Origin of the sequence: Lacrimispora sphenoides (genome assembly GCF_900105215.1) — a bacterium.
Taxonomy (GTDB): Bacteria; Bacillota; Clostridia; order Lachnospirales; family Lachnospiraceae; genus Lacrimispora; species Lacrimispora sphenoides_A.
The window spans coordinates 1364670-1390395 of record NZ_FOIP01000002.1 but is presented as its reverse complement, the minus strand read 5'-3'; the positions used below and the strand labels follow the sequence as shown (position 1 = coordinate 1390395).

Annotated in this window: 28 protein-coding genes; 4 read left to right on the top strand and 24 right to left on the bottom strand. The window is 41.6% G+C overall.

Annotation, left to right across the window (positions count from 1 at the left end; all coding sequences use genetic code 11):
* On the bottom strand, nt 1-357 hold the full coding sequence (locus tag BMW45_RS23180) for an Asp23/Gls24 family envelope stress response protein (RefSeq protein WP_054737680.1): 357 nt from the start codon (nt 355-357) through the stop codon (nt 1-3).
* 168 nt (nt 358-525) lie between these two features.
* On the opposite strand from BMW45_RS23180, the gene rpmB reads away from it, so the two are divergent.
* Nucleotides 526-714 (top strand): 50S ribosomal protein L28, encoded by a 189-nt coding sequence (gene rpmB / locus BMW45_RS23175; RefSeq protein WP_025233002.1) that lies wholly within the window; start codon nt 526-528, stop codon nt 712-714.
* Between the two features lie 109 nt (nt 715-823).
* Here the strand turns inward: rpmB and BMW45_RS28135 are convergent, their stop codons facing one another.
* The 11 genes from BMW45_RS28135 to BMW45_RS23125 form a co-directional block, all read right to left on the bottom strand.
* Nucleotides 824-961: a hypothetical protein gene (locus BMW45_RS28135; RefSeq protein ID WP_013272624.1), complete on the bottom strand. Its 138-nt coding sequence runs from the start codon at nt 959-961 to the stop codon at nt 824-826.
* A gap of 54 nt (nt 962-1015) precedes the next feature.
* A complete protein-coding gene (locus BMW45_RS23170; RefSeq protein WP_025233000.1) occupies nt 1016-1426 on the bottom strand; it encodes a GerW family sporulation protein in 411 nt (136 codons plus the stop codon).
* A 1-nt stretch (nt 1427) separates the two neighbouring features.
* Nucleotides 1428-2366 carry a DUF2953 domain-containing protein gene (locus BMW45_RS23165; RefSeq protein ID WP_092249524.1) on the bottom strand — a complete coding sequence of 313 codons (939 nt, stop codon included), beginning with the start codon at nt 2364-2366 and terminating at the stop codon, nt 1428-1430.
* A gap of 7 nt (nt 2367-2373) precedes the next feature.
* Nucleotides 2374-2706, bottom strand: coding sequence for a hypothetical protein (locus BMW45_RS23160; RefSeq protein ID WP_330390863.1), 333 nt, complete (start codon nt 2704-2706; stop codon nt 2374-2376).
* Nucleotides 2684-4024 carry a hypothetical protein gene (locus tag BMW45_RS23155; protein WP_092249521.1) on the bottom strand — a complete coding sequence of 447 codons (1341 nt, stop codon included), beginning with the start codon at nt 4022-4024 and terminating at the stop codon, nt 2684-2686. The genes BMW45_RS23160 and BMW45_RS23155 overlap by 23 nt, the downstream gene beginning before the upstream one ends.
* A 22-nt stretch (nt 4025-4046) precedes the next feature.
* On the bottom strand, nt 4047-5294 hold the full coding sequence (locus BMW45_RS23150; protein ID WP_092249518.1) for a competence/damage-inducible protein A: 1248 nt from the start codon (nt 5292-5294) through the stop codon (nt 4047-4049).
* 2 nt (nt 5295-5296) lie between these two features.
* Complete coding sequence (gene pgsA, locus BMW45_RS23145) at nt 5297-5839, bottom strand: CDP-diacylglycerol--glycerol-3-phosphate 3-phosphatidyltransferase (RefSeq protein ID WP_092249516.1); 543 nt, start codon at nt 5837-5839, stop codon at nt 5297-5299.
* Complete coding sequence (gene rimO / locus BMW45_RS23140; protein WP_092249514.1) at nt 5823-7163, bottom strand: 30S ribosomal protein S12 methylthiotransferase RimO; 1341 nt, start codon at nt 7161-7163, stop codon at nt 5823-5825. The genes pgsA and rimO overlap by 17 nt, the downstream gene beginning before the upstream one ends.
* Nucleotides 7164-7230: 67 nt before the next feature.
* Nucleotides 7231-7485, bottom strand: coding sequence for a DNA-directed RNA polymerase subunit omega (rpoZ, locus tag BMW45_RS23135; protein WP_025232993.1), 255 nt, complete (start codon nt 7483-7485; stop codon nt 7231-7233).
* Nucleotides 7486-7511: 26 nt separating this feature from the next.
* On the bottom strand, nt 7512-8132 hold the full coding sequence (gene gmk, locus BMW45_RS23130) for a guanylate kinase (RefSeq protein ID WP_092249511.1): 621 nt from the start codon (nt 8130-8132) through the stop codon (nt 7512-7514).
* Nucleotides 8133-8148: 16 nt separating this feature from the next.
* Entirely contained in the window at nt 8149-9027 is an 879-nt protein-coding gene (locus tag BMW45_RS23125; protein ID WP_092251164.1) for a YicC/YloC family endoribonuclease, read from the bottom strand.
* A 142-nt stretch (nt 9028-9169) separates the two neighbouring features.
* Between BMW45_RS23125 and BMW45_RS23120 the strand changes: the two genes are divergently transcribed.
* Nucleotides 9170-10912 (top strand): Rqc2 family fibronectin-binding protein, encoded by a 1743-nt coding sequence (locus BMW45_RS23120; protein WP_092249508.1) that lies wholly within the window; start codon nt 9170-9172, stop codon nt 10910-10912.
* A 158-nt stretch (nt 10913-11070) separates the two neighbouring features.
* Here the strand turns inward: BMW45_RS23120 and BMW45_RS23115 are convergent, their stop codons facing one another.
* The 3 genes from BMW45_RS23115 to BMW45_RS23105 form a co-directional block, all read right to left on the bottom strand.
* Nucleotides 11071-11256, bottom strand: a complete 186-nt coding sequence (locus tag BMW45_RS23115; RefSeq protein ID WP_025232989.1) for a hypothetical protein — start codon at nt 11254-11256, stop codon at nt 11071-11073.
* 422 nt (nt 11257-11678) lie between these two features.
* On the bottom strand, nt 11679-11825 hold the full coding sequence (locus BMW45_RS23110) for an exodeoxyribonuclease V subunit alpha (protein ID WP_092249505.1): 147 nt from the start codon (nt 11823-11825) through the stop codon (nt 11679-11681).
* A 19-nt stretch (nt 11826-11844) separates the two neighbouring features.
* The gene (locus tag BMW45_RS23105) at nt 11845-12390 is read right to left on the bottom strand and encodes an accessory gene regulator B family protein (RefSeq protein ID WP_092249502.1); all 546 of its coding nucleotides are present in this window, start codon (nt 12388-12390) and stop codon (nt 11845-11847) included.
* A 180-nt stretch (nt 12391-12570) separates the two neighbouring features.
* Between BMW45_RS23105 and BMW45_RS23100 the strand changes: the two genes are divergently transcribed.
* Nucleotides 12571-13881 carry a sensor histidine kinase gene (locus tag BMW45_RS23100; protein ID WP_092249499.1) on the top strand — a complete coding sequence of 437 codons (1311 nt, stop codon included), beginning with the start codon at nt 12571-12573 and terminating at the stop codon, nt 13879-13881.
* Nucleotides 13882-13973: 92 nt separating this feature from the next.
* The gene (locus BMW45_RS23095) at nt 13974-14642 is read left to right on the top strand and encodes a LytR/AlgR family response regulator transcription factor (protein WP_092249496.1); all 669 of its coding nucleotides are present in this window, start codon (nt 13974-13976) and stop codon (nt 14640-14642) included.
* 107 nt (nt 14643-14749) lie between these two features.
* Here BMW45_RS23095 and BMW45_RS23090 read toward each other — a convergent pair whose 3' ends face one another.
* From BMW45_RS23090 to BMW45_RS23050, 9 genes are all read right to left on the bottom strand, one after another.
* Nucleotides 14750-15499, bottom strand: coding sequence for an ABC transporter ATP-binding protein (locus BMW45_RS23090; RefSeq protein WP_025232984.1), 750 nt, complete (start codon nt 15497-15499; stop codon nt 14750-14752).
* Between the two features lie 11 nt (nt 15500-15510).
* Nucleotides 15511-16290, bottom strand: coding sequence for an ABC transporter ATP-binding protein (locus tag BMW45_RS23085; RefSeq protein ID WP_025232983.1), 780 nt, complete (start codon nt 16288-16290; stop codon nt 15511-15513).
* Entirely contained in the window at nt 16266-17054 is a 789-nt protein-coding gene (locus tag BMW45_RS23080; protein WP_092249494.1) for an ABC transporter permease, read from the bottom strand. Before BMW45_RS23080 ends, BMW45_RS23085 begins: the two co-directional genes overlap by 25 nt.
* Nucleotides 17055-17056: 2 nt before the next feature.
* Nucleotides 17057-17842, bottom strand: coding sequence for an ABC transporter permease (locus BMW45_RS23075; RefSeq protein ID WP_025232981.1), 786 nt, complete (start codon nt 17840-17842; stop codon nt 17057-17059).
* 11 nt (nt 17843-17853) lie between these two features.
* Nucleotides 17854-18936: an ABC transporter substrate-binding protein gene (locus BMW45_RS23070; RefSeq protein ID WP_092249491.1), complete on the bottom strand. Its 1083-nt coding sequence runs from the start codon at nt 18934-18936 to the stop codon at nt 17854-17856.
* Between the two features lie 373 nt (nt 18937-19309).
* Entirely contained in the window at nt 19310-20803 is a 1494-nt protein-coding gene (locus tag BMW45_RS23065; protein ID WP_092249488.1) for a sulfatase, read from the bottom strand.
* Nucleotides 20804-20811: 8 nt separating this feature from the next.
* Entirely contained in the window at nt 20812-22326 is a 1515-nt protein-coding gene (locus BMW45_RS23060) for a response regulator (RefSeq protein ID WP_092249485.1), read from the bottom strand.
* A complete protein-coding gene (locus tag BMW45_RS23055; protein WP_242883311.1) occupies nt 22323-24182 on the bottom strand; it encodes a sensor histidine kinase in 1860 nt (619 codons plus the stop codon). The genes BMW45_RS23060 and BMW45_RS23055 overlap by 4 nt, the downstream gene beginning before the upstream one ends.
* Nucleotides 24121-25575 carry a sulfatase-like hydrolase/transferase gene (locus BMW45_RS23050; RefSeq protein WP_092249482.1) on the bottom strand — a complete coding sequence of 485 codons (1455 nt, stop codon included), beginning with the start codon at nt 25573-25575 and terminating at the stop codon, nt 24121-24123. The genes BMW45_RS23055 and BMW45_RS23050 overlap by 62 nt, the downstream gene beginning before the upstream one ends.
* Nucleotides 25576-25726 lie beyond the last annotated feature (151 nt).

Below are 25726 nucleotides of genomic sequence, written 5' to 3'. Positions count from 1 at the left end.
TTAATCAATCACTCTTACGCCTTCGACAAAGATGTTAATCTTATCTACTGTCATACCTGTGAATTCTTCTACTTTGTATTTTACATTTTCAATCAAGTTATCCGCCACCGCAGAAATGCTGACCCCATAGGCTACAATTACATGGAAATCGATGGTGATATGGTTGTCCTGGATGTTCACATTGATTCCGTGAGTCAGGCCTTCCCGTTTTAAAAGTTTAACAAGTCCGTCTTTCATGCTGACAGCCGCCATACCGACGATACCGAAGCATTCCACTGCGGTCGTTCCGGCATACATAGCGATAACATCAGGGCTTACCTGGATTTCGCCCAGTCTATTATTAATATAACCCTTCATAGTCTCTACCTCCGTTCTTTCTGTCTGTTTTGATTATACATTATTTTTCCAAAAAAAGAAACAAATTTTTAATTTTCACTTGCAAATCCATGTGTTTTCTGTTATCATACATTTGTTGTGGATTTTTCAACCATAAAAAGTCCAAGTCGCTTTTAAGGAGGTGCAATCATGGCTAAATGTGCAATTTGTGAAAAAGCTGCTCACTTTGGCAACGCAGTGAGCCATTCCCATAGAAGATCCAATAAGATGTGGAAAGCAAATGTGAAGTCCGTTAAAGTTAAAGTTAATGGCGGCGCTAATAAGAAGATGTACGTATGTACTTCCTGCTTAAGATCCGGATTAGTTGAAAGAGCTTAATCGAAGGAAACTCCTGGCTGATAACAGTCAGGAGTATTTTTTTGTCTTTTTTCATGAGGCCGGACCTTTTATAAGGCTGGCCTCATTTATTTTTAACAGCATTGCTTATTCAGCAGCAGAACAGGTTATATCCCAGTACCAGACATCCGATAATAAAAAGGATCGTTACGATAGTCGCCGGGATAAAAAGCAGAATTGCCATGCCCGCTCCAAAGCAGAACAGCATAAGTCCGCATACTCTTCTCATATCATCCCTCAATCCATTCAGGCTATATGACATCCTATGCGGCTTATCCCTTTATTATTCTTCCGCTTTTTGTTTCTCTTCAGAAGCAGCCATCTCCTCCGCCACCTTTAATGCTTCCGGGGAAACCTCTTTTGTTCCACCGGCAAATTTATTGACAAAATCCGGTACCATATCCAGAATTTTCGTTACAGCATCCTGCTGTTTGATGTTAACCAGCTTTGTTACTCCATTCTGAATGATTAACACCGCACTGGGGCTCATCTTTGCATGCATGCCTCCTGCCCCGTTATGCTTTGTATCTCCCGCAAAGGATCCGGCGGCCATGCCGCAGGTCACATCCACCAAAGGCAGAATGATCGTATCATCCACCTTTACCGCATCTCCTACCACAGTTTTTGTCGCCACAAAAGAATCCATTCCCTTAAACAGCGACTCTACCGTAGATGTAAAATTATTCTCTGCCACGTTAAGCAATTCCTCCTTTATGAAGCCATCCTTTTAACAAACGCCTGAAATTTCTATCCAACAGCATCCGCGATCCAATGAGAAGAACCGTTCCCATACGGATCCTGCCGCGAAACGTTCCTTCCACCGTAAACACAGTCTGGTCAAAAACCGGATACAGGTTCAAATGCTTATGGCAAAGCGGATAAATAACGCTTGCATAGGTGAGCACCTGACCGGTCAGATACGGATCATCAAAGCCAAAGGTTATATTTCCCTTTCCCCGGCGGGGAAGGATATGGCGGACCAATCTTTTTACCTGTCTAAAAAGCAGCTTTCCTGTCTTCTGGTTCTCCTTATTGGAAATCCAGGCATAAATCTCATCTTTTTTGTCTTTTATTGTTCTCAGTGTATCACAGATCCGCAGGAAAAAAAACTTAAGTTTTGTAAAAGCCCTAAGAACCTTCTTCTTTAGCTTTTCAAACACTCCCATGACCCGGAATCCTTTTTTCTTTTTTGGTTCTTCCTTTGGAGGCGTCGGACTTCTTAACTCCTCCTTTGGAGGCGGCAGGTTCTTTGGTCCTTCCTTGACCCTGTCATGAATTTCATCTTTCACTTCCAGTGCTTCTCTTATGGGTTCCGGTTCCATTATTTCCATGGCCTGAACCATAATATCTTCCGCTTCCTTAAGCTCTGAATCCATCTTTTTGGGTTTTCCTATGCGGAATCCCAAAATCCGGACCCTCACGATTAAGTCTTCCTCGTACTGAGCTGATACGGAAAGGATATGTAGCAGCCAGGTAATCCTGGCTTTCCCCCTAACCTTTCCGTCATAGGATCCCTCTGCCTGGTACCGTACCGGGACCAGAAGGATTAGCAGTGCAACAGCGAGGACGAGCCCTAATACGATAAGCACCAGCAGCCCTAAAATTTTAAGTATAAACAATATTATATGAAGCATGAACACCTCACACCTTACCGGCTTCCATCCCTATAAAGGCAGGCAGATCGAAGCCTCCAGTTTTCCGGTACATATCACCGATGATATTCCCGGCCACCTCTAACGCTTCCCAGTAACCGGACGCAATGCCTAAAATGAGAAATTCCTCCTCCCGGTAAAGAGGCCACAAAAGTGTCATTGCCGGATAGATATCAAGTATATTATTCCCATTTGCAGCAGGCGTAATCACATAAATCCCTGGTCCAGGCTTTGACCTGCGGATTCCCTGAATAATCCGGTAACGTTTCTTCTTCGCTTTCTCGCCTACGTACAAACGGTCAAACCAGCTTATTTTCATCATCCATCAGCTCTTCCAATAATTCCTTGCAAGTTTCCTTTTCCGCTTCATCCAGGCAGCTTTTTAAGCTTCCTACAATATATTCCTGTATTTCGTCAATTGAATTAAAATAGACAGGCAGGTCTGATAAAACCTTCGCCATTATGGACCGGATCACAGGTCTGGAGACGCCAGAGAATACTTCCTCAAGCTCTTTAAAATACTCCTTCGCCGTTTTCTCCAGATAGGAACGGTCAACAACAGCCGCATTATCCGCTTTACCTGTTTCTTTCCGCTCGTCCCGGCTTTTTAATTCCACAAAAGAACTTCCGGATAAAAGCCTGTCTACATTTACAGCTTTCACGTAATCCGGATCTTTATTCCAATCGTTGCTCTCTTCCGGCAGTTCGGTCCTTAAATACCGCTCAAAATAAGCTTCCTGCCTTCCCTCCAGCTGAGTAAGCCTGTCAAAAAACGCTTCTCCTGCAGGGGAATAATCTTCTTTTATGAACTTTTCTAAAATCTCCTCAACCATGGAGAAGTAAAGTTCTTCCTCCATTACATCAACAACTGCTTCCGGTCTTGCAAATATAAGAACACAAAAATCATTGATAATGTCCTGGAGCATGATATAAAGGCCGGATTCATCCATAAGCCCCTCGCAGGCAAGGCCAAGTTTTTCAGAAGCTTCTTCAAAGCCTTCAGCGGTCATATTCCCGTAATCCATAAGACGGAACTGTTCCAGAAGCTCAAAAAGTTCCTTATGCCCTTCTTCCATTCCTGAAGGAAGCTTCACCATGGACGACCCGCGGAGGTTATACATCATATCCTTAAGATTCTCTATGGGAGAACCAATGTAAACGGACAATCCTTCCATGACAAGACTGAAAAACTTCTGTTTTGTCAGTCGGACCGGAAGCTGCCCGATGATCTGCCTGATCCTTCCGTTCATAACGGCCGTTTCCTTTGTATCCGTTACGAATCCCATAAGGCGCTGTGCAAAGCTTTCATCATCACCTTCGGTTTCCGGCAAAGACATAAACTTCCGTTCCAGGCGGTTTATAACATATTCATAAATCTGAAAGCAGTCTGTGTAGGAAGTCAGAACCTCCACTTCATGAGTGATACTCTCACGAAGCTTAAGCAGCTCCTCTTCCACATCTTTTCCGAAAAAATGCTCCTTTAGCAGCCCGTTAAGCTGCAGACAGTAAGCAATAATCCTCTCCGGAATCACCGGCTCCTCCCCTACGGTTTCAAATAAAGTATAATAATTCAGCACCAGTCTTACATAGGAGTACTGGTAGGCTGCAGTCATCTGTTTTTTCAGCAAACGGGTCTCCAAATTTATCTCCTCCCGGAAGGTTTTATGAATGATAATTCTTAAGAATGGAACGGCGCAGCAGGTCTAGTGCCTTTACTACAGACTGTTCCCTGATCTTCTCCCGGTTTCCCTTAAAATGATATTCTTCCACTGAAACCTTATCCTTCATATAACAGGCCATATAAACAAGTCCTACCGGTTTTTCCCCATCAGAATCCGGTCCAGCGATTCCTGTCACTGCGATGCATACATCCGAATCAGCTGCGAAAACACCACCAATCGCCATTTCTTTGGCAGTCTGTTCGCTGACTGCACCGTATTTCTTCAAGGTGCCTTTGCTTACATCAAGATGTTTTCTCTTCGCCTTGTTGGAATAGGTGATAAAGCCTTCCCGAAACACTTCGGAAGCCCCCGGTACGTTCACCAGACGTCCTGCAATCAGTCCTCCGGTGCAGGATTCCGCTGTAGTCACCGTCAGCTCATATTTTTTCAGGAGACGGACGACTGCCATTTCAAGGGTTTCTTCCTCTTTTGTGGTATACACATCATTCCCAAAACGGTTTTTAATCTCTTTTACCACCGGTTTCAAAAGGCTTTTGGCTTCCTCTTCACTTGATGCCTTTGCCGTGACTCTTAAATGCACCTCAGCCGTCTTCGCATAGGTAGCAATGGTTGGGTTGGACTGTCCGTCAATGAGGTCAAGTAGCTTATTCTCTACCTGGCTCTCTCCATGTCCGCAGATCTTGATCATTTGAGAACGGATCACTTCAGGCTGGAGCTTCTGAAGGTAAGGGAATACCTGATCGCGGAACAGGGGCTTTAACTCATTTGGAGGTCCGGGCAGCAGGATTACTGCCTTTCCATCCTTTTCCAAAATCAGTCCGGGAGCAGTACCGTTATGGTTGTCAAGTACAGCCGCTCCCTGAGGAACCAGCGCCTGCTTCCAGTTATTATCTGGAATCTCTTTATAAATGCTGTTTTTAAAATACTCTTTAATTCTCTCCTTTGTATGGCTATCTTCCATCAAAGAGAATCCCATGACCTCTGCGCAGACTTCCTTTGTCAGATCATCCTCCGTAGGTCCAAGGCCTCCGGTCAGGATGACAACATCTGAACGCTTTAGGGCAGTCTCAAATGCCTCTGACAGACGTTCCCTGTTATCACCAACCGTAACCTGATGATACATGGAAAGTCCCAAAAGAGCACATTTCTCCGCCAGATACTGAGTATTGGTATTTACAATATTTCCAAGAAGAAGTTCCGTTCCAACTGAAATCAGTTCAACAACCATGATCACATACTCCCTTCCATAAGAACGCGGTAATTTTTTGCTATATAATCAACTAGTGAAACCAAGGTAAGGATAGTGGCGACCCAGACAAACACTGTTGTGAGGATGGACAATGCCGGAATATTCAGGATAAGTAGAACCGACATAATCATCTGGGACACTGTTTTAAACTTTCCCCAATAGCTTGCCGCGATCACCACGCCATTATCAGAAGCTACCAGACGGAAACCACTGATAATAAATTCACGGCTAATAATCACGATAACAATCCAGGCAGAAAGCTGGCCCAGGGCCGTAAAGCAGATAAGTCCTGCGCAGACCAGCAGCTTATCCGCCAGAGGGTCCATAAACTTGCCAAAATTAGTCACCAGGTTATACTTTCTTGCGATATTTCCATCAAGAAAATCCGTAAAGCTGGCCACAATGAATATGACCGCCGCAATATAACGGTATGACGCATTTGCACCTCCGTCAAGCAGCAGAAACAGAACAAAAAACGGAATCATAATAACTCTTAAAATCGTAAGCTTATTCGGTAAATTCATCCTCCAACTCTCCTATCAAATCATATTCCATAGCCCCAGTCACGCGGACTCTTGCAAAATCACCTGACATCAGTTCTTCGGCTGTCTGAACAAAAATCATTCCATCCACACCAGGACCATCCATAAAGGTACGTCCTACATAAGCGTTTTCATCCGCCACCTTGCCTTCTATCATGACCTCCAGAGTTTTCCCGATCATGGATTTAGAAAAATCAAAGGAGATCTCCTGCTGAAGCTCCATGATGGCATCACGGCGTTCTTCCTTTGACTCCTGCAAAACCTGATCCGGAAATTCCGCAGCAGGTGTATCTTCTTCTGCCGAATATGCAAACACTCCCAAACGCTGGAATTCCATCTCATCCACGAACTCCATCAGTTCTTCGTGATCTTTCGGGGTTTCCCCTGGGAATCCCGAGATCAATGTGGTCCTAAGAGCAATATCCGGAATTTCTCTCCGAAGTTTTTCTACGATTTCCCGAAGCTGGGCCTTTGTAGTCTTGCGGCCCATACGTTTTAAGATCCGGTCGCTGGCATGCTGAATGGGCAGATCAAGGTATTTACATATCTTCTCTTCTTCCTTTATGGTCTGGATCAGCTCATCCGTGATTTCTTCCGGATAACAGTACTGGATCCGGATCCACTGAATCCCGGATATGCGGCACAGGCTTTTAAGAAGCTTTGGAAGTGACTTCTCACCATATAGATCCACGCCATACAGAGTCGTCTCCTGAGCAACTAAAATAAGCTCTTTCACCCCCCTCTCAGCCAGCCTTTCAGCTTCCTTTACCAGACGTTCCATGGGAACACTGCGGTAATTTCCACGCAGAGACGGAATAATACAGTAAGTACAATGCTTGTCACAGCCTTCCGCAATCTTTAAAAAGGCATAATGACCCCCTGTTGTAAGAATCCGGTCTGTTTCCACTTCCGGAATCTCGTCCAGTTCGTGAAAACGCTGAACGTGTTCTTTTCCGCCCAAAGCTTCCGCCAGAACGTGAGAGATCTCGTCATAGGTGGAAGTACCTAAAATTCCATCCACTTCCGGAATCTCGTCTATGATCTCCTGTTTATACCGCTGGGCCAGGCAGCCGGTTACGATCAAAGCCTTGCATTTGCCGTCAATCTTTCTCTGGGCCAACTCCAGTATGGTATTCACGCTTTCCTCTTTTGCATCACCGATGAAGCAACAAGTATTGATCACAATCACATCCGCCTCATACTCATCATCCGTAAAGGTATATCCGTCTTTATTCAGAAGGCCCAGCATCATCTCTGTATCCACAAGATTCTTGTCACAGCCCAATGAAACACATAATAACTTCATGTTTTAACTCCTGTCTTTCTTTAAAATGGGAAAGGCCATCTCATCCAAAAGGGAGACGGCCTCTTTCCTAATTATCGTCTTCTTCTGTTGCATCCGCTTCGCTTAAAATCTTCACTTTGCCCTCATACAGTTCTTCTACGGCAACAGAAAGCGGTTTCTTACCAGCTCCCAAAACCTCCGGCTCGGAGCCGCCGATAATCTGCCTTGCTCTCTTGGCTGCGGCAATTACGATAGAATAACGGCTCTGTACAACAGGAGCCTCTCCTGGCTCTACCTCGCTGTTTACTACATTAATCAAATCTGAATAAGATGGATGTAACATCTTTCATTCCCCTTTCTCAATCGGCTCTATATATTCTTTAATTCTTCCCGGATATGGGATAAAAATGCCATATTATTGGAAGCACGGTTATGCTGTACCTGAATCATGCGGTGCATCTCTTCCACACAAGTGTCTATCTTATCGTTAATGAGGATATAATCATAGCCCTCCATGCCTTCTGCTTCCTCAGCCGCCCGGCGGAGTCTGGCATTGATCACATCCATGTTTTCCGTACCGCGGCCTATGAGACGGCGTTTTAATTCCTCTGCGTTGGGTGGCATGACAAAAATCAAAATCGCAGCAGGGAAATGTTTCTTTACCTTTAGCGCCCCCTGAATTTCAATTTCCAGGATTACATCCTTCCCCATTTTCATCTGGTTTAAAACGTATTCCTTGGGTGTACCATAGTAATGGTTGACGTACTGGGCATATTCGATCAATTCTTCCTTTTGTATCATATCCTTAAAACGTTCTTCCGTCACAAAGAAATATTCCCTGCCGTCTGCTTCTCCCTCTCTGGGATTTCTGGTGGTAGCGGATATGGACAACGCATAATTATCATACCGTTTCAGAAGCTCTTTCATCAAGGTACCTTTGCCTGCCCCTGAAAATCCGGATACGACTACCAATATGCCATTCTCATTCATGTTATTCGTTACACTCCTACTCAATATTCTGGATCTGTTCCCTAACCTTTTCAATCTCGGTCTTCAGAGCGATAGCCTTATCGGAAATTTCCAGGTCATTAGCTTTGGAAAGTATGGTATTCGCCTCCCGGTTCATCTCCTGAGCGATGAAATCCAGTTTTCTTCCCACACTTCCGCCTGCATTAAGCTCTGCACAAGTATTTTCAATGTGGCTTCTGAGCCGTACGGTTTCTTCATCCACACAGATTTTATCGGCAAATATCGTAACTTCCGCTGCAATTCTTCCCTCATCTACGGAAGCGCTTGCCAGCAATTCCTTCACCTTGTCCTCAAGTTTTGCCCTGTATTCTAATAGAATCCCAGGGGACCGTTCTTCTATAAATTCCACAAGCTCAGTCATAAACTTAAGCTTTCCAAGGAGATCGTTCTTTAGGTTTTCTCCCTCTGTCACTCTGGTTTCCACAAAATGTTTTGCAGCTTCCTCTATGGTTTCTGAAAGAAGCTTCCACATCTGATTCTCATCCTCCGGCACCTCTTCCATGATAAGGACCTCAGGGCACCTGGCCAGGGTCGATACCTTGATGTCGTTCTGAATTCCGAATTGTGCCTCCATCTTTGCGAAATAATCCATATATTCAGCAGCCAGCGCACTGTTATACTTCAAGCACAGTTTATTCTCTGTGTAATCCTCATAGGTGATAAAAACATCAACCTTTCCGCGCTGGATATAATTCTTTAATAGATTCCTGATCCCTGCTTCAAAGAAATTAAACTTTTTCGGCATCTTTATGCTTAAATCCAGATATCTGTGATTTACAGCTTTCATTTCTACGGAAATCTTATATTCATCCGTGACAGTTTCGCATCTGCCAAAACCTGTCATGCTTTTGATCATTCCATATGCCTCTCTTTCGCCATAGATATCATCCATTATAATTCATAATAAAATACAAGTCAATTGGTTTTAAATTTTACAGAAAGTTGATTCTGTGCTATACTATCCTTATTATATAGACCATTTACCGGAGGAACAGACGATGGCATTAGACGGAATTGTTATGGCAAATCTCGCAGCAGAGATGAAAGACCGGCTGGAAGGCGGAAAAATTGCAAAAATTGCCCAGCCGGAAAAGGATGAACTGCTGTTTACTATTAAAAACCAGAAAAACACATGGAGACTCCTGATTTCGGCCAGTGCCAGTCTCCCTCTGATCTATTTTACAGAGGCAAACAAGCAAAGCCCCATGACCGCCCCAAATTTTTGTATGCTTTTAAGAAAGCACATCGGAAACGGGCGAATCATACGGGTGAGCCAGCCGGGACTGGAACGGATCTTATGTATGGAAGTGGAGCACTTTGATGAATTAGGTGATAAAAGAACCAAAAAACTGATCATTGAAATCATGGGAAAGCACAGCAATATCATTTTTTGCAATGAAGAGGATCTGATTTTAGACAGCATAAAGCACATCTCCGCCCAGGTCAGCTCCGTACGAGAGGTTTTGCCGGGAAGAACCTATTTCATCCCACAGACCATGGAGAAAAAAGATCCTCTGACTATCACTGAAGAAGAATTCATTGATGTAATCGGCCAGACAGCCGCACCAATACAAAAAGCGCTGTATATGAAACTGACCGGTCTAAGCCCTATTATGGGCCATGAGCTTTGCAATCTGGCCTCCATTGACGGGGACCGCTCTGCCAATGGAATGACGGAGCTGGAACTGATCCATCTGTATCACATGTTTTCCTTTATCATGGATGATGTAAAACATGGACATTTCACTCCAAACATTATATATAAAAAGGAAGAACCTGTGGAATTCTCCGCCCTTCCCTTAACCTGTTATCAGGGGGAAGGCTATGTTTCCCAATGCTTTGATTCCATCAGCACGCTTTTGGAAAACTATTATGCCTCAAAAAATACCATCACCAGAATCCGGCAAAAATCCGTAGACTTACGAAAAATCGTTCAGATCGCTCTGGAACGAAATTATAAAAAATATGACCTTCAGGCCAAGCAGCTGAAGGATACGGACAAACGGGACAAGTATAAGGTTTACGGAGAGCTTATCAATACCTATGGATATGAATTAACCGGAGGTGAAAAGCAGCTGGTCTGCCTTAATTATTACACCAACGAGGAAATTACCATTCCTATGGATGATCAGTTATCTGCAAAGGAAAATGCTCAGAAATATTTCGATAAATATAATAAATTAAAACGCACCTTCGAAGCTGTAACAGATCAGATTGCGGAAACCAAACAGGAAATCGACCATCTGGAATCTGTTAGTACTGCTTTGGACATCGCCCTAATGGAGGAAGATCTTGTACAGATCAAAGAAGAATTGATGGAGTACGGATACATTAAGCACCGTCGCTCCGGCGATAAAAAGCCTAAGATAACAAGCAGGCCCTTCCACTACCTTTCTTCTGACGGATTCCATATTTATGTGGGGAAGAATAATTACCAGAATGAGGAACTGACTTTTAAAGGAGCGAGCGGCAATGACTGGTGGTTCCATGCTAAAGGAATCCCAGGCTCCCATGTAATCGTAAAATCCGAAGGAAAAGAGCTTCCCGACCGGGCATTTGAAGAAGCCGGAGCTTTAGCTGCCTACTATTCCAAGGGTCGTGAAAACGATAAGGTGGAAGTGGATTATGTGCAGAAAAAGCAGATTAAAAAAGTAGCCGGAGCGGCGCCTGGCTTTGTTATCTACCATACCAATTATTCCATGGTCGCTGAACCAAAGATACTTTTGGAAGAATGTAAGTAAATCCACCTTGGAAGGCTCGTAATCGTGTATTGAGCCGGTGAAGGGAAGGAAAAGATATTTAACAATATTGAATTAAAAATAAGCAGGTATCGCGGAAGAACATTACATTCTTTCACGTTACCTGCTTTTATTCACATTCCGCCAGTCACTTACTCTTGTCAAATATCAATACACTCCATCTCTACCATAACTCTTCTTTCCGGTACGGTCGTTATTACATCTATATAATATTCATCTGGAATAATCTTTCTCTTTCTATGCTTTGACTTGATGTTCTTTTGCACAGAAGCATCTGCTAAATTCTTTTCCAGTTTTAGAATTTTACGAAATAAGTTTTCTCTCATCTGCTTTTCTCCTATCTTTGTCATCCCTTTGCGGAGGAAAGGTCTGGTAATTCGGTTTAAAATAGTTTCCATCCAAATTCATATAATTGACTAACTGCCCTTTGAAATAATTTCAAAGGGCAGTAATTATTTTAGTTTATTCTACTGAGTATCCATAAAACTTCTGAATAAATTCCATATTTTTTATTTAAGCTATTTATAGGAATCTTAATTAATCCAGACAAAAGTTTCCCCCTTGTTACTACAGTAGTCATATACATTCCAACTAATTGGATTTGAAAATCTTACAATAAATTATATGTATTATTTTCATTGGTATAACGTCGCTTTTTCTTTTTATAATGAAAACATTATCATTATATAACTCATACCGGACTATCTGCACTTAAATTTATTAGTAGAATTCTTTTACTCATAAATTCCTACTTAGTATTCTCGTTGCGCATCTTTAAAACTGCTTCTGGAATTTTTCTTTCATAAATTCCAGCTGGAATACTCTTTCCCACAGAATTGAGGGATACCTTTACCAACATTTTCTGTAATTCCTCTACTGCCATCTTTCTCATCATATGTTCTCTCCTTTAACAATTATTTATTTTTAGGAAGTAGTGTTAAAACTTCCAAAGTAACCGGAAATACAAGTAAAGCCCTAAGTGGCGGATTAAAAAACGCAATCGCCATAATGAAGGTCAAAACAACAATGGAATATAATTTCTTTTTTAATTTATCTTGCGAACTAAAGTGCTCAATATTTATTGTCCGTGGAGCACAGCAAAGAATAATAAAAACTGAAATAGTATAAATATACGGTAAAAAAGAGGTTTTTATATCAAAGAAGATATCTCCTAAAATAGATATTGCCCAGACCAACAACATACTAAATCCGCAACCCAGACCAGTTTTAGCATGAATGCCTCCAGCCTGTAATCTTAAGCCACAAAATGTAGACAATACCACAAGGGTCTCAAGCCCCTTTCCTAAGACAATTCCAATAAGCAAAATGACTATAAGCTTAATAATATTGTCCAGCAACAATTCCATTCCATATTGAATTACTTTATTCTCTTCTTGACTTTTGGGACTTATTTTGTTCAGCAAGTCACAAAAACCAACAGCAATTCTAGAAATACTCATTTTATCACCACCGTTTGACCATATATTACCATATCCTTAAGCCAATAAAATATTTTTGCAATTTCCGCGGCATTTTTCTTCCTAAGCGTAAAATGCACCTGCTTTTCATACAATTTCCTTTACTTTCCATTTACAACAATGTAAAATATATACATACATCTACTTGCGAGGAGATACATCATGACTTATTTTATTTATACACTTACAGGAGCCTTATGTAATTACTTTTTTTGTGTACATTTGCTTCCTAATAAATTGACAATTCTAAAACGATTTATTATATTTTTATATGCCTTTAGTACCTTCTACTTTTTTAACCGAATCTATGGACAGGCCAGTACATTTATAACGTTTATGGGAATCATACTATTAATCTATTTTTTTACTAATAATCACTATTTGAGTCTATCCTGTTATTTATTTGGATATCTTTATACAATTACATTTAACTACCTGTTTATGTGGATAGCAGGATTTATTTTCAAGATGGATATGGAAGCCTTGATAACCCACCATTTACTGCTTATCGCTTTTTCTTGTATTTACTGCATATTCTGTGGAACTACAACAAAACTAATTGGCTATTATTTTCATAAAAAATTAGTTATTACTAAATATTTAATTAACGATCATCTGCTGAAAGCCATTTTTATTGATCTTTTTCTACTGGTGTTCTTTTACATTTTTAACTTTTCCTATGGGGAACGCCTAGGTTATAATTACGGTGTCATTGCATTAAACGGAATTATCTTCCTATTATTATTCGTAATCACGGTCTTTCTGATGTATTCCGTTTATAAAGTCACCATGGGAGAACAAGCTTATAAGCACCGCATGGCACAGTTTGAAAATCTTCGTATCTACACGGAGCGCTTGGAAAATTCTTATGGAATTATGCGTAAATTCAAGCATGACTACATGAACATACTTGTTACTATGTCAGGATATCTGAAAGAAGATGATATGGATGGACTAAAGGAATATTACGGAGAAAGAATCCTCCCCATCAGCCGTGCATTTACAGAATCGGATACCAAACTGGGAGCTCTATCAAATATTAAAAACACCGCAATTAAAAGCCTTCTCTCCTCCAAATTTGTCTATATGATGGAGATAGGCATCAAAGCGGAAATAGAACTGACAGAACCTATTAATGATCTAAATATGGATTGCCTGGATCTTTCCCGGGTCCTGGGTATATTTTTAGACAATGCCATGGAAGCTGCTATGGAAACAGAAGAAAAGGAAGTGCATTTTTGCATTTTTTATAAAGAAAAAAATCTCCATCTCATCATCCAAAACACCGCCCTTCCTCCGTCCCATGCCATATCAGAGCTTCGTAGCCACGAAATTTCAACAAAAGGTGAAAATAGAGGTATCGGACTTTTTAACGTAGATTTAATTTTAAAAAATTATGAAAATACTATCTGGAATACAACATATGAAGAACCTTATTTTACACAAGAACTAATCCTAATGCATAATGATTAATAAGGAGTACAAAAATGATCCACATATACCTTTGTGAAGATGATAACAGGCAATTAAGCCGCTGGTAACACATTATAGAAAAATATCTAATAATGAACCCAACAGAATCCAAGCTTTATTGTGCAACCTCAAACCCGGAAGAACTGCTTTCCATGCGAAGGCGCTCCAACATTACCGGACTTTATTTTCTGGACATTGATTTGCAGTCAAATAAAAATGGAATTGAACTGGCTCAGGAAATACGCAAATATGATCCAAGGGGATATGTTGTCTTTGTAACTACTCACAGTGAAATGGCTATTCTTACCTTCCGCTATAAGGTGGAAGCAATGGACTTCATTACAAAAGATGAAACAGAAACCTTACCAGATCAGATCTGCTCCTGCATACAAAATGCGGAAACAAATTATAAGACTCAGCTGGACTCCTCCAATCGTCTTTTATCCATAAAGCTGGATAAAGATTCGCTGGTTCTGGATCAAAATGACATTGTAGCAATTACGACCAGCGACGATTCCCACAAGATCATCGTTCATACAAAAACCGGAATACGTCAGGTTTCAGGCTCATTAAAAGAATTCCATTCAACCTTGAATTCCGGTTTCTGCCAGTGCAACCGTTCCACCATCATAAATATGAAACACGTATTAAAGTATTCCAGGGAAAATGCTTTACTACATATGAATAATAAAGAAACCTATTCCGTATCGATTCGTATGATGGGAAAAGTGCAGAAAGCTTTAAATAACATTCATATTTAATAGATGCACTGGATAATTGCAGCACAGTTAAAAACAGCAGCCCTTGTCATTCCTTTATGGAATGCTAATGGAGCTGCTGCTTTTAATGTATGATGGTTAAACAAATCCTACCACCATTTAATTAAATCCGTCACTTTATTTCGTAATTCCACAAAGTCCTTAGAAGCAATATCCCTAGGCCTTGGCAGATCATTTTTTATCTCTGTTTTTATCGTTGTAGGCTTATTGGTAAGAACAAGAATCCTTTCCCCTAAATAGACTGCCTCTTCGATATTGTGGGTAATAAAAATAACAGTTGTCCCGTTTCGTTTCCATAGGCTTAACAGCTCATCCTCCAGCTTAAACCGCAGTTCAATATCCAGCTGCCCATAGGGTTCATCCATTAACAATAACTCCGGCTCTGTAGCAAATGCTCTGGCGATGACTACCCGCTGGAGCATACTTGCCGAAAGCTGATCAGGATAGTATTTACGGTATTTCGTCAGTCCTACCACCTCTAAATACTCCTCCACCTTCTGATCCGCCAACTCTTTTGAAGTATGTTTAATATCCAGACCAAAACGGATATTTTCTTCTACCGTCAGCCATGGCATCGTTGAATATTCCTGAAAAATATATGCAATGCTGTGCTTTTTTAAATCCACTGGCTCATTGTTAATTAATATCTCCCCTTTTGTGGGCTGATAAAGCTTGGTAAGGCTGTTTAAAAATGTTGTCTTACCACAGCCTGTAGGCCCTACGATACAAAGGAATTCTCCTTTTTTCACATCAAAGGATATGTCATCCAGAACAAGAAGCTGGTCGAACTGTTTTGTCAGATTCATTACCTTTACTTTTGTTTCTCTTTTATCTTCCATAAACTCCTCCTTTACAGCGATTTGTCCATATTTTCAGTTATCTCCTGCCGTAAACGTAGGAATTCAGAGTCAACATAGCTTCTGGGATGTGGCAGATCGATCTTATATTCTTTTTTAATGGCAGAAGGACAGTTGGTCATCAGAATGATCCGGTCTGCAAGAAATAACGCTTCCTCAATGTTATTGGTTACGAAGATTACCGTTCTCTTTTCTTTCTGCCAGATTCTCTGAAGTTCTTCCTCCATCATATATCTTGTTTGAGCATCTAAATGGCCGAAAGGTTCATCCATCAGCATAATATCAGGATTATTGCTGTAAGCTCTGGCAATTCCGACTCTTTGTCTCATTCCGCCTGATAACTGGGAGGGATAACTTTTTTCAAACCCTTTTAAACCTACCAGTTCAATATAATGATCTGCAATCTTTTTTATCTCCTCTTTCTTAAATCCACGGACCTTCGGCCCAAATTCCACATTTCCCATGACTGTGAGCCATGGAAATAATGCTGTCTTCTGATAAACAACTCCTCGTTTTGGAGCAGGAGCAGTCACCTTTTTCCCATGATCCATCACTTCCCCGGAGGTGGCCGGCTCTAAACCTGCCAAAATGTTAAGCAAAGTGGTCTTTCCGCACTGTCCCGGTCCAAACAACACCAAAAATTCATTTTCCTTAACAGTAAAATCAATGTCCTTTAATACCAGGTTCTTGCCGGTTCCGTCAAAGCTGTCAAACTCCTTGGAGACGTGGCTGCACTGAAGTACTCCTGTTAAAGTCCCTGCTGTTGGTTCCATATGCATAACCTCCCTTCCAGCTTTGCCATGGCTGTAGCCAGAATATATCCAACAAGGCCGATTGCCAGCATTCCAACCATAATCTGAACGGTATTTCCATTGGTCATTCCCATAACGATTAGCCAGCCGACACCTTCATCGGACCGTACCATTTCAGCTCCAACCACCGCAGACCAGCCTGCTGTAATCGCAATCTGAAGGCCTGCGAAAATGTACGGAATCGAGGAAGGAAGAACAACTCGAAAGAACACCTGACGCTCTGATGCGCCTAACATTCTGGCAGCTCCCAGTAAAACAGGATCTACGTTTTTCGTACCATCGTATGTATTCACTGTAATAAAACAAAAGCACCCCAGAAAAATAATAAAGAACTTACTCTTATCTCCAAGCCCAAACCACAGAATCGACATAGGAATCCAGGCCAAAGGCGGTATCGGACGAATAAATTCAAATATGGGCTTTACAATTGCTTCTACAGTCTTGGAATACCCCATGGAAACTCCCAAAGTAATCCCGGTAAGAGTTGCGAAAAAGAAGGCAACACCCACTCTGTACAGACTGACACCAATGTGTACCATCATCGTATGCCTGCCAATAGGGACAGTAAAGCTTTCGAAGAATTTAATGATTATCTCTGAGGCAGGAGGGAGAAACATCCTGGCATTTGTAAACCTGGCTACCAGTTCCCACAAAAGCAGCAGAGATCCAAAGGCAATCACAGTCATAAAAACTGCAACGTTTTTTCTGAACAATCTGGCTGCCATGGCTATTTCCCTCCCTTTACGAACTTATTCTGCAATTTCTCCAGTATATAGGATAATAAAAAACCAATCACTCCTATTGTGATCATTCCTACTAAAATTACATCTGGCCGTCCCAGCATTCTTGCCACCTGAATCATATAACCCAGACCTCTTGTTGCTGCCAGAAGCTCTGCTGCCACCAGTGCAACCCAGGAGGACCCAAGCGCAAGTCTTAATCCTGTAAATATCATTGGAAGGGCAGTTGGAATCGCCACTTTAAATAACATCTGCTTATTAGAGGCACCAAAGGTACTTGCAACCCACAAGTGAACCCGGCTGGTTCTCTTGATCCCTGCATAGGCGTTGATGGTAGCACTGATAAAAGCTGCAAAAAATATAATTCCAACCTTTGACCAGTAACCAATTCCCAGCCACAGAATCATCAGAGGAATCCAGGCAAGTGCGGGAATCGGGCGTATTACGTCAAACAATGGCTTGGCAAACAGCTCAAATCTCCTGCTCCATGCCATAGCAATCCCCAGAGGCACCCCAATGACTACTCCAACGGTATAACCTCCCAGTGCAATCTTCATACTGGCTCCTATATGCTGGAGAAGGGTCGCTCCATCTGGATTGACCCCTCCTGTTAGTTTATATAGAAATGTATTCAGTACCTTTGCCGGACTGGGAAGCATCATGGGAGAGATCAGGTGCAAAATATCGGTTACCAGCTCCCAGATAAAGAGCACAGTAAGAACAGAGCATACTGACATCAGCCAGTATTTATATTTTGCTTTCTCCTTCTTCATTTCCATTCCTCCTAATTGTTTTTAACGAATTCCGGATCAATATTTTTGTCAAACTTATCTATGAGCTCAGGCTCCAGCTGGCCAAGGCTTATATAGAATTCGCCAAGCTCCCTGGCAAAACTTCCCAGTTCACGATTGCTCCAGTCTTCCGATGTGATAAACTGAACTCTGCCTAAATCACTGACACAGCTTTCTCTTGTAGTCTCTGCACCTGCTTCTTTTAAAAATTCTACCATCAGATCTGCAGCCATATCAGTATCTTCATTCAGAGCCTTACAGGCCTCCATAATACAGTTCATGTATTTCTGAACCAGTTCCGGTTTTCCTTCCACTGCTTTTCTGTTAGCAACTACCATATCTACATATCTGGTTCCAAGATCAGCCAGATTGCCTACCTGAACCATACCGTCATCCACTGCTTCAAAAAATGTGGGAACGTTAAGGGCTACCGCATCACACTGATTTGCCTGTAATGCCTGATAAGCCTGGGCGGTATCCATATTAACAATATTTACATCTGTAATTCCAAGCCCCAGCTTCTCCAGCCATTTTAATGTAGTAAAATGCTGTGCTGTTCCTATTGGCAGGAGAATTGTAGCTCCCTTTACAGTCTCAGGACTGCCAAGTACATTGGGGTAAGAAGGGTTGTAGCCTTTAGCACCTGCTATAGCAGAATCAGGCTTTACAAATACTCCCAAACCATCTGTAGACTCCAGAACTTCTCCTATAATCATCATGTCATAATTAGCGACACCTGTCACCGCTGCTGCGCCCATTGCTCCAACATCCCATAAATCTGCTGCCAATGCTTCATTCATCGGTGCACCTGTTGCAAACATAACTGTTTCCATTTTAAAACCAGCTTTTTCATCCAGTTTATTCTTCTTAATATACTCTGTGGGAAGACTGGTGATAAACGGCATCATGGCAACTCTTAAAACAGGCAAATCTCCTGCTGCCTCTGTATTGGAATTAGCTCCGCTTTCTTTTGACGGAACAGAAGCATTTCCGCCTCCCTTTCCACAAGCTGACAGTACCATGGTCAGAGCCATAACCGCTGCTGCGATCTTCATTACTTTTTTGCTTTTTCTCATATTACATCCTCCTCGTATAATAGTTTGTAGCTTTTCCCCTATCCTTTTTACAAATGGAAATACGAATTCATCCGACTTGCCGCATCCAACTCTTTTTTCTTTCGTATTTCCTTCTTGTATAATGATTATATAATAGTCATAGTACCTCTGTTTTTTTATTATTTTATTTTTCTTTTGCTTTTCGGATGGATTTTGTTAAAATGAATTTGTTGACTTTTCTAATTTTGACATTTGTTTTGTTATTATGACAGAATTCTGATGCTGCATATTCTCCTCCTGCGGTGGCTGCACCCCTTCATTCATTTTTTTAATTTCTATAAAAAGATGACCGCTCAGTTAACAGCTGGCGGTCATACAATATTATCCCCTTTTCTTAGAATCCGTATCGTTCCAGCATCTCCAAAGGACACTGGTTTTCTTTCATACGTTTTCTCATTAAATGGATCATTCTTTTTTCTGCTGCTTCATCCTCAATGGGCGACTCCTGATTCGGATCTTTTTCTAAATCAAATAACATCGTAGGATATATATTTTGCCCGGCTTCTCTGCCATAGGGAATCTGCATGACAGGCAGTTCCTTTGTAAATGAAAATCCCTCTGACAAAGTCATCTGCTTTAACTCTTCCTCTTTTATAAAAGCCCTGCGTCCTCCATGGCGAGTCGGCATCAGAGTATACTGATAAATCTTCGTTTCATAATTTACAGGACTTCTCATATAAACATAGCGTCCGTCTGTACAGTTTATCTGGCCTCCATAGATACCGAAAAGAGCAGCTTCCCGTATAGCTTTATCTTCCTGAAGCACAGACTGAAGGGGAATTCCCTCCATATCTTTTGGAAGTCCCACCCCAAATTGTTTCAATATGGTTGCAGGCAGATCAATGGTCTGCACCAGACTTTTTACCCTCTTTCCTCTTATTCCGGTTACCGGGTCCCATAGGAACAAAGGAATCCTGGCCACTTCATTATAAAACGGACAGTGGCATTTGGCCCATTGCCCATGTTCAGACAGAAGAAACCCATGATCAGTATTAACAATGAGCATAGTATCTTTCCACATATGATACTCATCCATCAGATCCAGGATCTCACCCAGCTTTTCATCACACATCGACAACAGGGCTCCATATTCTGACCTCAAATGAAGAATTTCCTCTGGTGTATCACACTCATTCAGTTTTCTGTAATCCGGCCAGTCATAAACAGCGCCATTGTAAGTATGGGGAAACAACTTTTTAAACTTATCATGAGTAAAAAACGGCTCATGGGGATCAAAGGTTTCTATCTGCAAAAACCACTGGTCTGTATTGTGGTTGGTCCTGATAAATTCTTTACCGGCTTCAAACGTTTTGCTCTGGGGCAGCTTCTCTTCTGTATCTAAATAGGATCTGTTAATAAAATCCTGGGGAACCCAGTTGTGCTCCCAGCTGTCAGCAATTCCATCACACCGGTTTTTATATTCCTTTGGAGATCTGTTCTCTCCTACAACACCTTTCCATGCATCTCCCTCCTGTCCACGGAATCCTTCCCATGTTCTGTATCTGGTATGATAGGTTGCCCCGCCATCTTCAAAATAATGGTAATGATCTGTAGCAATATGGGTATGAACGCCATTGTGATTTAACAGCTCAGGCATGGAATCATCAAAAGGCTCTAAAGGTCCCCAGCTTCGATGGAGAAAATTATATCTCCCAGTGTGCAGTTCCCGCCGCGCAGGCATACAGGGAAGGCTGCCGGCATAACAATTGTCAAAAGTTACCGAATGTTCTGCCAGTCTGTTAAAATTAGGAGTCTTTGCAAATCTTCCTCCATAGGACTCCAGCATATTTCTATTTAATGAATCAAACATGACCATCAATACTCTCATGATTTCTTTTACTCCCCTCTTCGGTATTCATAGGGATTGACCCCATAACGTTTTTTAAAGGTTGTGGAAAAATAACTTACATTAGGATATCCTACCGATTCCCCGATTTTCTGAACACGTTCCGTTGTGTGGGACAGCAAATAAGCAGCTTTCTTAAGCCTTATCTCAGAGACAAAGGCACTATAGGTACAGCCCACCTCTTCCTTAAAGATTCTGGATAAATACTCAGGGTTTAAATGGACCTTCTGGGAAAGCATTTCCAGGCTGATGGCTTCGCTGTAATGCTTTCTTACATAATCAACGGCTGCGGCTACTCCTTTGGACAATCGTCTTTCATCTACATCCTGATATGCCAACACATTTCTGATAAACTCCAAAACCCTGCACCTGGCTTCTGCATAGTCTGTGGTACTATAGACCCGGCTTTTTTCTTCTAAAAGCATATGGTGCATCAGCTGTGCATCCTCTTCTGCAAACCGCATATATGCCATTTCCATTGCATCGCAGCAAAAGGCAGTGAAACCACTGATAGGAACCCCTGTATCTTTCCTGGCTTCTTCCATGGTTTCTTCCGTTCTTCCATAAAATTTGTCACTTTGCACATCATATAATTCCCGTCTTTTCTTCCGGAAAACAGACTCCCACTTTAATTCCTTTTTTCTGATTTCACTTCCATTGCCCTGAGCCTGCCAAACCTTTATTTTTCCTTCATAATATCCCAGACCAAGACCATAAACCGCCTGAACAATGACATCGGGCACACTGCTTAAGCGTTCCGTTATGGTACTGACTCCTGCCATGCAGCCGTTATTTAATACAATTGCAGATGCGTACTCATACAAAATCTGATTCTTCTTAAGTTCTGTTAAATCCCTTGCCAGATTACCAATAATCACATAGGTATATCTGTCATACTCAAAGCTGGCCACATGATGGACACAGGTGTTCTGAGGCAGGACAAAATCTTTCATTAAATCCTGTTTCCAGACAGCAATGGAAAACAGTCCTCCATCCCTCCATCTGATATTACACTCTCTCAGCTGCCTGATATCATCCTCTTCCAATGGGCCGTCTTTTCTTAAAATGTCACTGATTATGGAGTGCTGTTGTCCTGTACTCTCCGTTTCTCCGCGAACTTCTTTCGTACCTGTTCTTTTTATTTGCAGTTCCAGCTTAGAAAGCATCTCCTGAAAGGACTGTTGATTCATCTCTGTTTTCAGCAGATAATCGTCACCCCCCTGGCGAATGGCTTCCCGAACCAAATCAAAATCTGCAAAAGCAGTCAGCAATATGACGATCGTTCTGGGATTCAGCTTTTTAATCTCCTTTAAAAGCTCTAAACCTCCCATGAGAGGCATTTTTATATCTGTAAATACGATATCAGCCTCATTCTCTTTAAAAATTGACAGAGCCTGCTCTCCGTTATGCGCACAGCCTGCCAGCTCACAGCCCGGATAGCTCTGAATACAAAACTGCAGCCATTCACAAATCATTCTTTCATCATCAACAATCAGTATTTTCATGCTAAATCCTCTTCATTGAAATGCTCTTTCCTTATAACCGGAAGCTTTAAAGTGACCGTTGTCCCGATTCCTGATTCGCTTTCTACAAGAAGCCCATAAGAATCTCCAAAATTGATTCTGATTCGATTTAACACATTTAAGATGCCAATGGAGCCTCCGGTATGATACTCTCTGTCCTCCAGCTGATTTCTCAGCTGCATAAGTTCCTCTTCACTTTGACCGACTCCATCGTCGGAAATAGTAATCAGAAGGCAATCACTGTATATGGCTGATTCGACCACAATCAGCCCCGGCTCCTCCTTTGCATTAAGTCCATGAAATATAGCATTTTCCACAATTGGCTGAATAATAAGAGAAGGTACAAGGCACCCCTTTGTCTTTTCTTCTATTTCACATTCAAAATGCACTTTATCGCCATAGCGGATCTGCTGAAGTACCAGGTATTTTTTCGTATTCTCAAACTCTTCTTCCAACAAAATGAAATCCGTATCTACTGACAAGGTCCTCTTTAGCAGGTCTATAAATGCTGACATCATTAAAACCGCCTGTTTGTTATTCCCCAGTTCAATCATGCACTGAATAGAAAACAGAGTATTATAAAGAAAATGGGGATTGATCTGGGCCCTGAGAAAATCCAGCTCTGATTTCCGCTTTTTTATTTCTTTTTGCTTTACACTTTCCATCAGTATTTTAATCTCTTTAGCCATCTCATTAAAGCTGTCTTTCAATTGATTGACTTCTTCATAGCCTTTAATGTCACTGATCACATCAAAATCACCCTGCCGTACTTGATCCATCAGACTGCACAGCTTCTGGATCGGCTTTGATATTCTGCCAGATAAGTAATAAGCAGCTCCTGCTCCGGCAAAAATACAGAAGCTTAAAAGCAGGAGCAGAATGGCAATTGCCTGATGGAGAGGCTTAAAAATCACAGAACAAGGCATCTCTTCTACAATTGTCCAGCCTGTCTCAGGATCATAGTAATTGGACAGCAGATAATCCTGCCCCAGTTTCCTGATCATATTGTACTGATTTACCCCATAAAACTGTCTGAAGTTTTTAACCCCAATGAAATTTTTACCAAGCAAATTTTTATCTCTGCTGGATACAATATTTCCTTTTTTATCAAAAATATAAAAATTGCTGTTTTCCTCTACAGAACTATATAAACCCTCCAGATACTTTTCATCGATATTAACCAGAATCGTACCAAGTATATTGCCCTCCTGATCCATGACCTGACGAAATGCACCGAATACATAAGGATTTTCTATGCCTGTGCTGTCAAACTTCTCCTGGAAACTGCTGATAAACACCATATCATCCTCAGAATCATAGCTTTGCCTGTACCATAACTGGCTTTCTAATCCTTGAAAGTCATAATCCCCTTTTCCCCTTGAGGAGTACTGAAAACCATTATTGCCCAAAATGACCACATCATAATTCAGACCTATATCATGAAAAACCTGGTCATAGGTCTCCTTTAACCCATCAAGATAATTGATGGCCTCCTGCCTGCTTTCCAGGAACTGATCCTTTTCTTCAGACAGATAGCTTCTCATATGCTCATCATAGCGGTAAAGATTGGATATAGTAATCGTATTGCTTTTTATGGTATTGGATCGTTCTGAGATCTGTTTTAATACATCCAGTCTGCTCTGTCCGATCTGATCCAGCATAAGGCTTTTGATCCCTAAGAATAAAAACATAACAAAAAGAAGGGAGATCAAGGCAAACGTAAGCCCATATCCCAGGCGCAGCTGCGCCTTAAGGGTTCTAAATCCCTTTTTCATTTTATTCCATTCCTTTTTCGTCTTTACAATGGGTTTTCTGCAGTTTTTCTTTAATATATTCATCACAGCTATGAGACTCTTTCCCCTTACTCCAAACTCCCGCCAGATTGATCTGCCCGGAACCGTATACAGCTTCTTTTGCACCATCAATCTCCGGATTTACATATTTTAAAAACCACTGCTCTAGTTCATAATTCAGTTCATTTTTTATTTTTGCAGCTTCCCCGTCTTCAGATATAAGAAGATTGTTCTTCTCTCCCGGGTCTTTCTCTAAATCATAAAGTTCATTGGGTCCGTAAGGGTAACGTTTGATAAACTTATATCTGGTTCCCCGTATCATTCGGTTCGGCCCGTATTCATCCAATACAACAATGGATTCTGACTGAACAAACGGCTGTCCCATCATAGCCGGAAGAAAGCTTCTGCCTGGAAGATGATCTGTGAAGCTGTCCTCTGCTCCGACATATTCCAGCAGAGTAGGCATTAAATCATAAGCAGAAACAAGAGAAGTGTTTACCTTTCCCTGAGGAATGCTGCCCGGCTTGCTGGCAATAAAAGGAACCTTAACTGAGGATTCATACATATTGATCGGAAAAGTACCATTGCCTTTTCCCCAGAAACCATGATGTCCGCAGCTGAATCCATTATCACTGGAAAACAGTATCAGCGTCTCTTCCCTGATACCCAGACGTTCAAGCTCATCAAGAATACGGCCGATATTCTGATCCATTGCAGTGACTGCCGCATAATATCCTATCTGATTAGCCTTTAAATCCTTCATTACCTCTTCTGTTAAATAAATATGATCCGGATGCTTTTCCTCCATAGGGCATGACAAGAAGGAACAGTCTTCGTAAATTTTTGTGTATTCTTTTGGATGGTTGTTAACCCATGGGGAATGAGGTGCCGTATAGCCCACATGAAGATAAAAAGATTGCTTGCCTGCATATTCTTTGATAAAAGATATGGCATCATCGGTTATTACATCAGTAACATAACCGGATTCATAGATTAGTTGTCCTTCTTTATAAAAAGGAGTATTATAATACGGGCCTCCGCCAGATTTGTGCGCAAACCAGTGTGTAAAACTCTTTTGAGAAACAGAACTCCTGCCAACGTGCCATTTACCGGACAGACCACATACATAACCTTCCCGAGCCAACACATCGGTATAAGCGGTCTGACCCGCCAGATATTCTATATCCTCCTGTTCTTTATTATCATCGCGAAGCCAGTCATGCACCCCATGCTGTGACGGAATTCTTCCGGTTAAAAGAGAAGCCCTTGCTGGGGAACAAACAGGGGAAGCACAGAAGAAGTTGTCAAAGCGGACACCCTCTGCTGCCAGCCTGTCCAAGTTGGGCGTAAGTATCTCTTTATTCCCGGCACAGCCCATAGCCCAGGCACCCTGATCATCCGATAATATAAAAATGATATTAGGTTTATTTTTACTCATTTTTGTTCTCCTTACTATTATGTTATAATAGCTGCGGCAAGTCGAACATTTATCTTTAGTATATATGATATATAATCAATTGTAAAGACGCATTTTATGTCGCATTTTATACAAAAGCATCTCCTGACCATAGTCAAGACCACCGGCTATG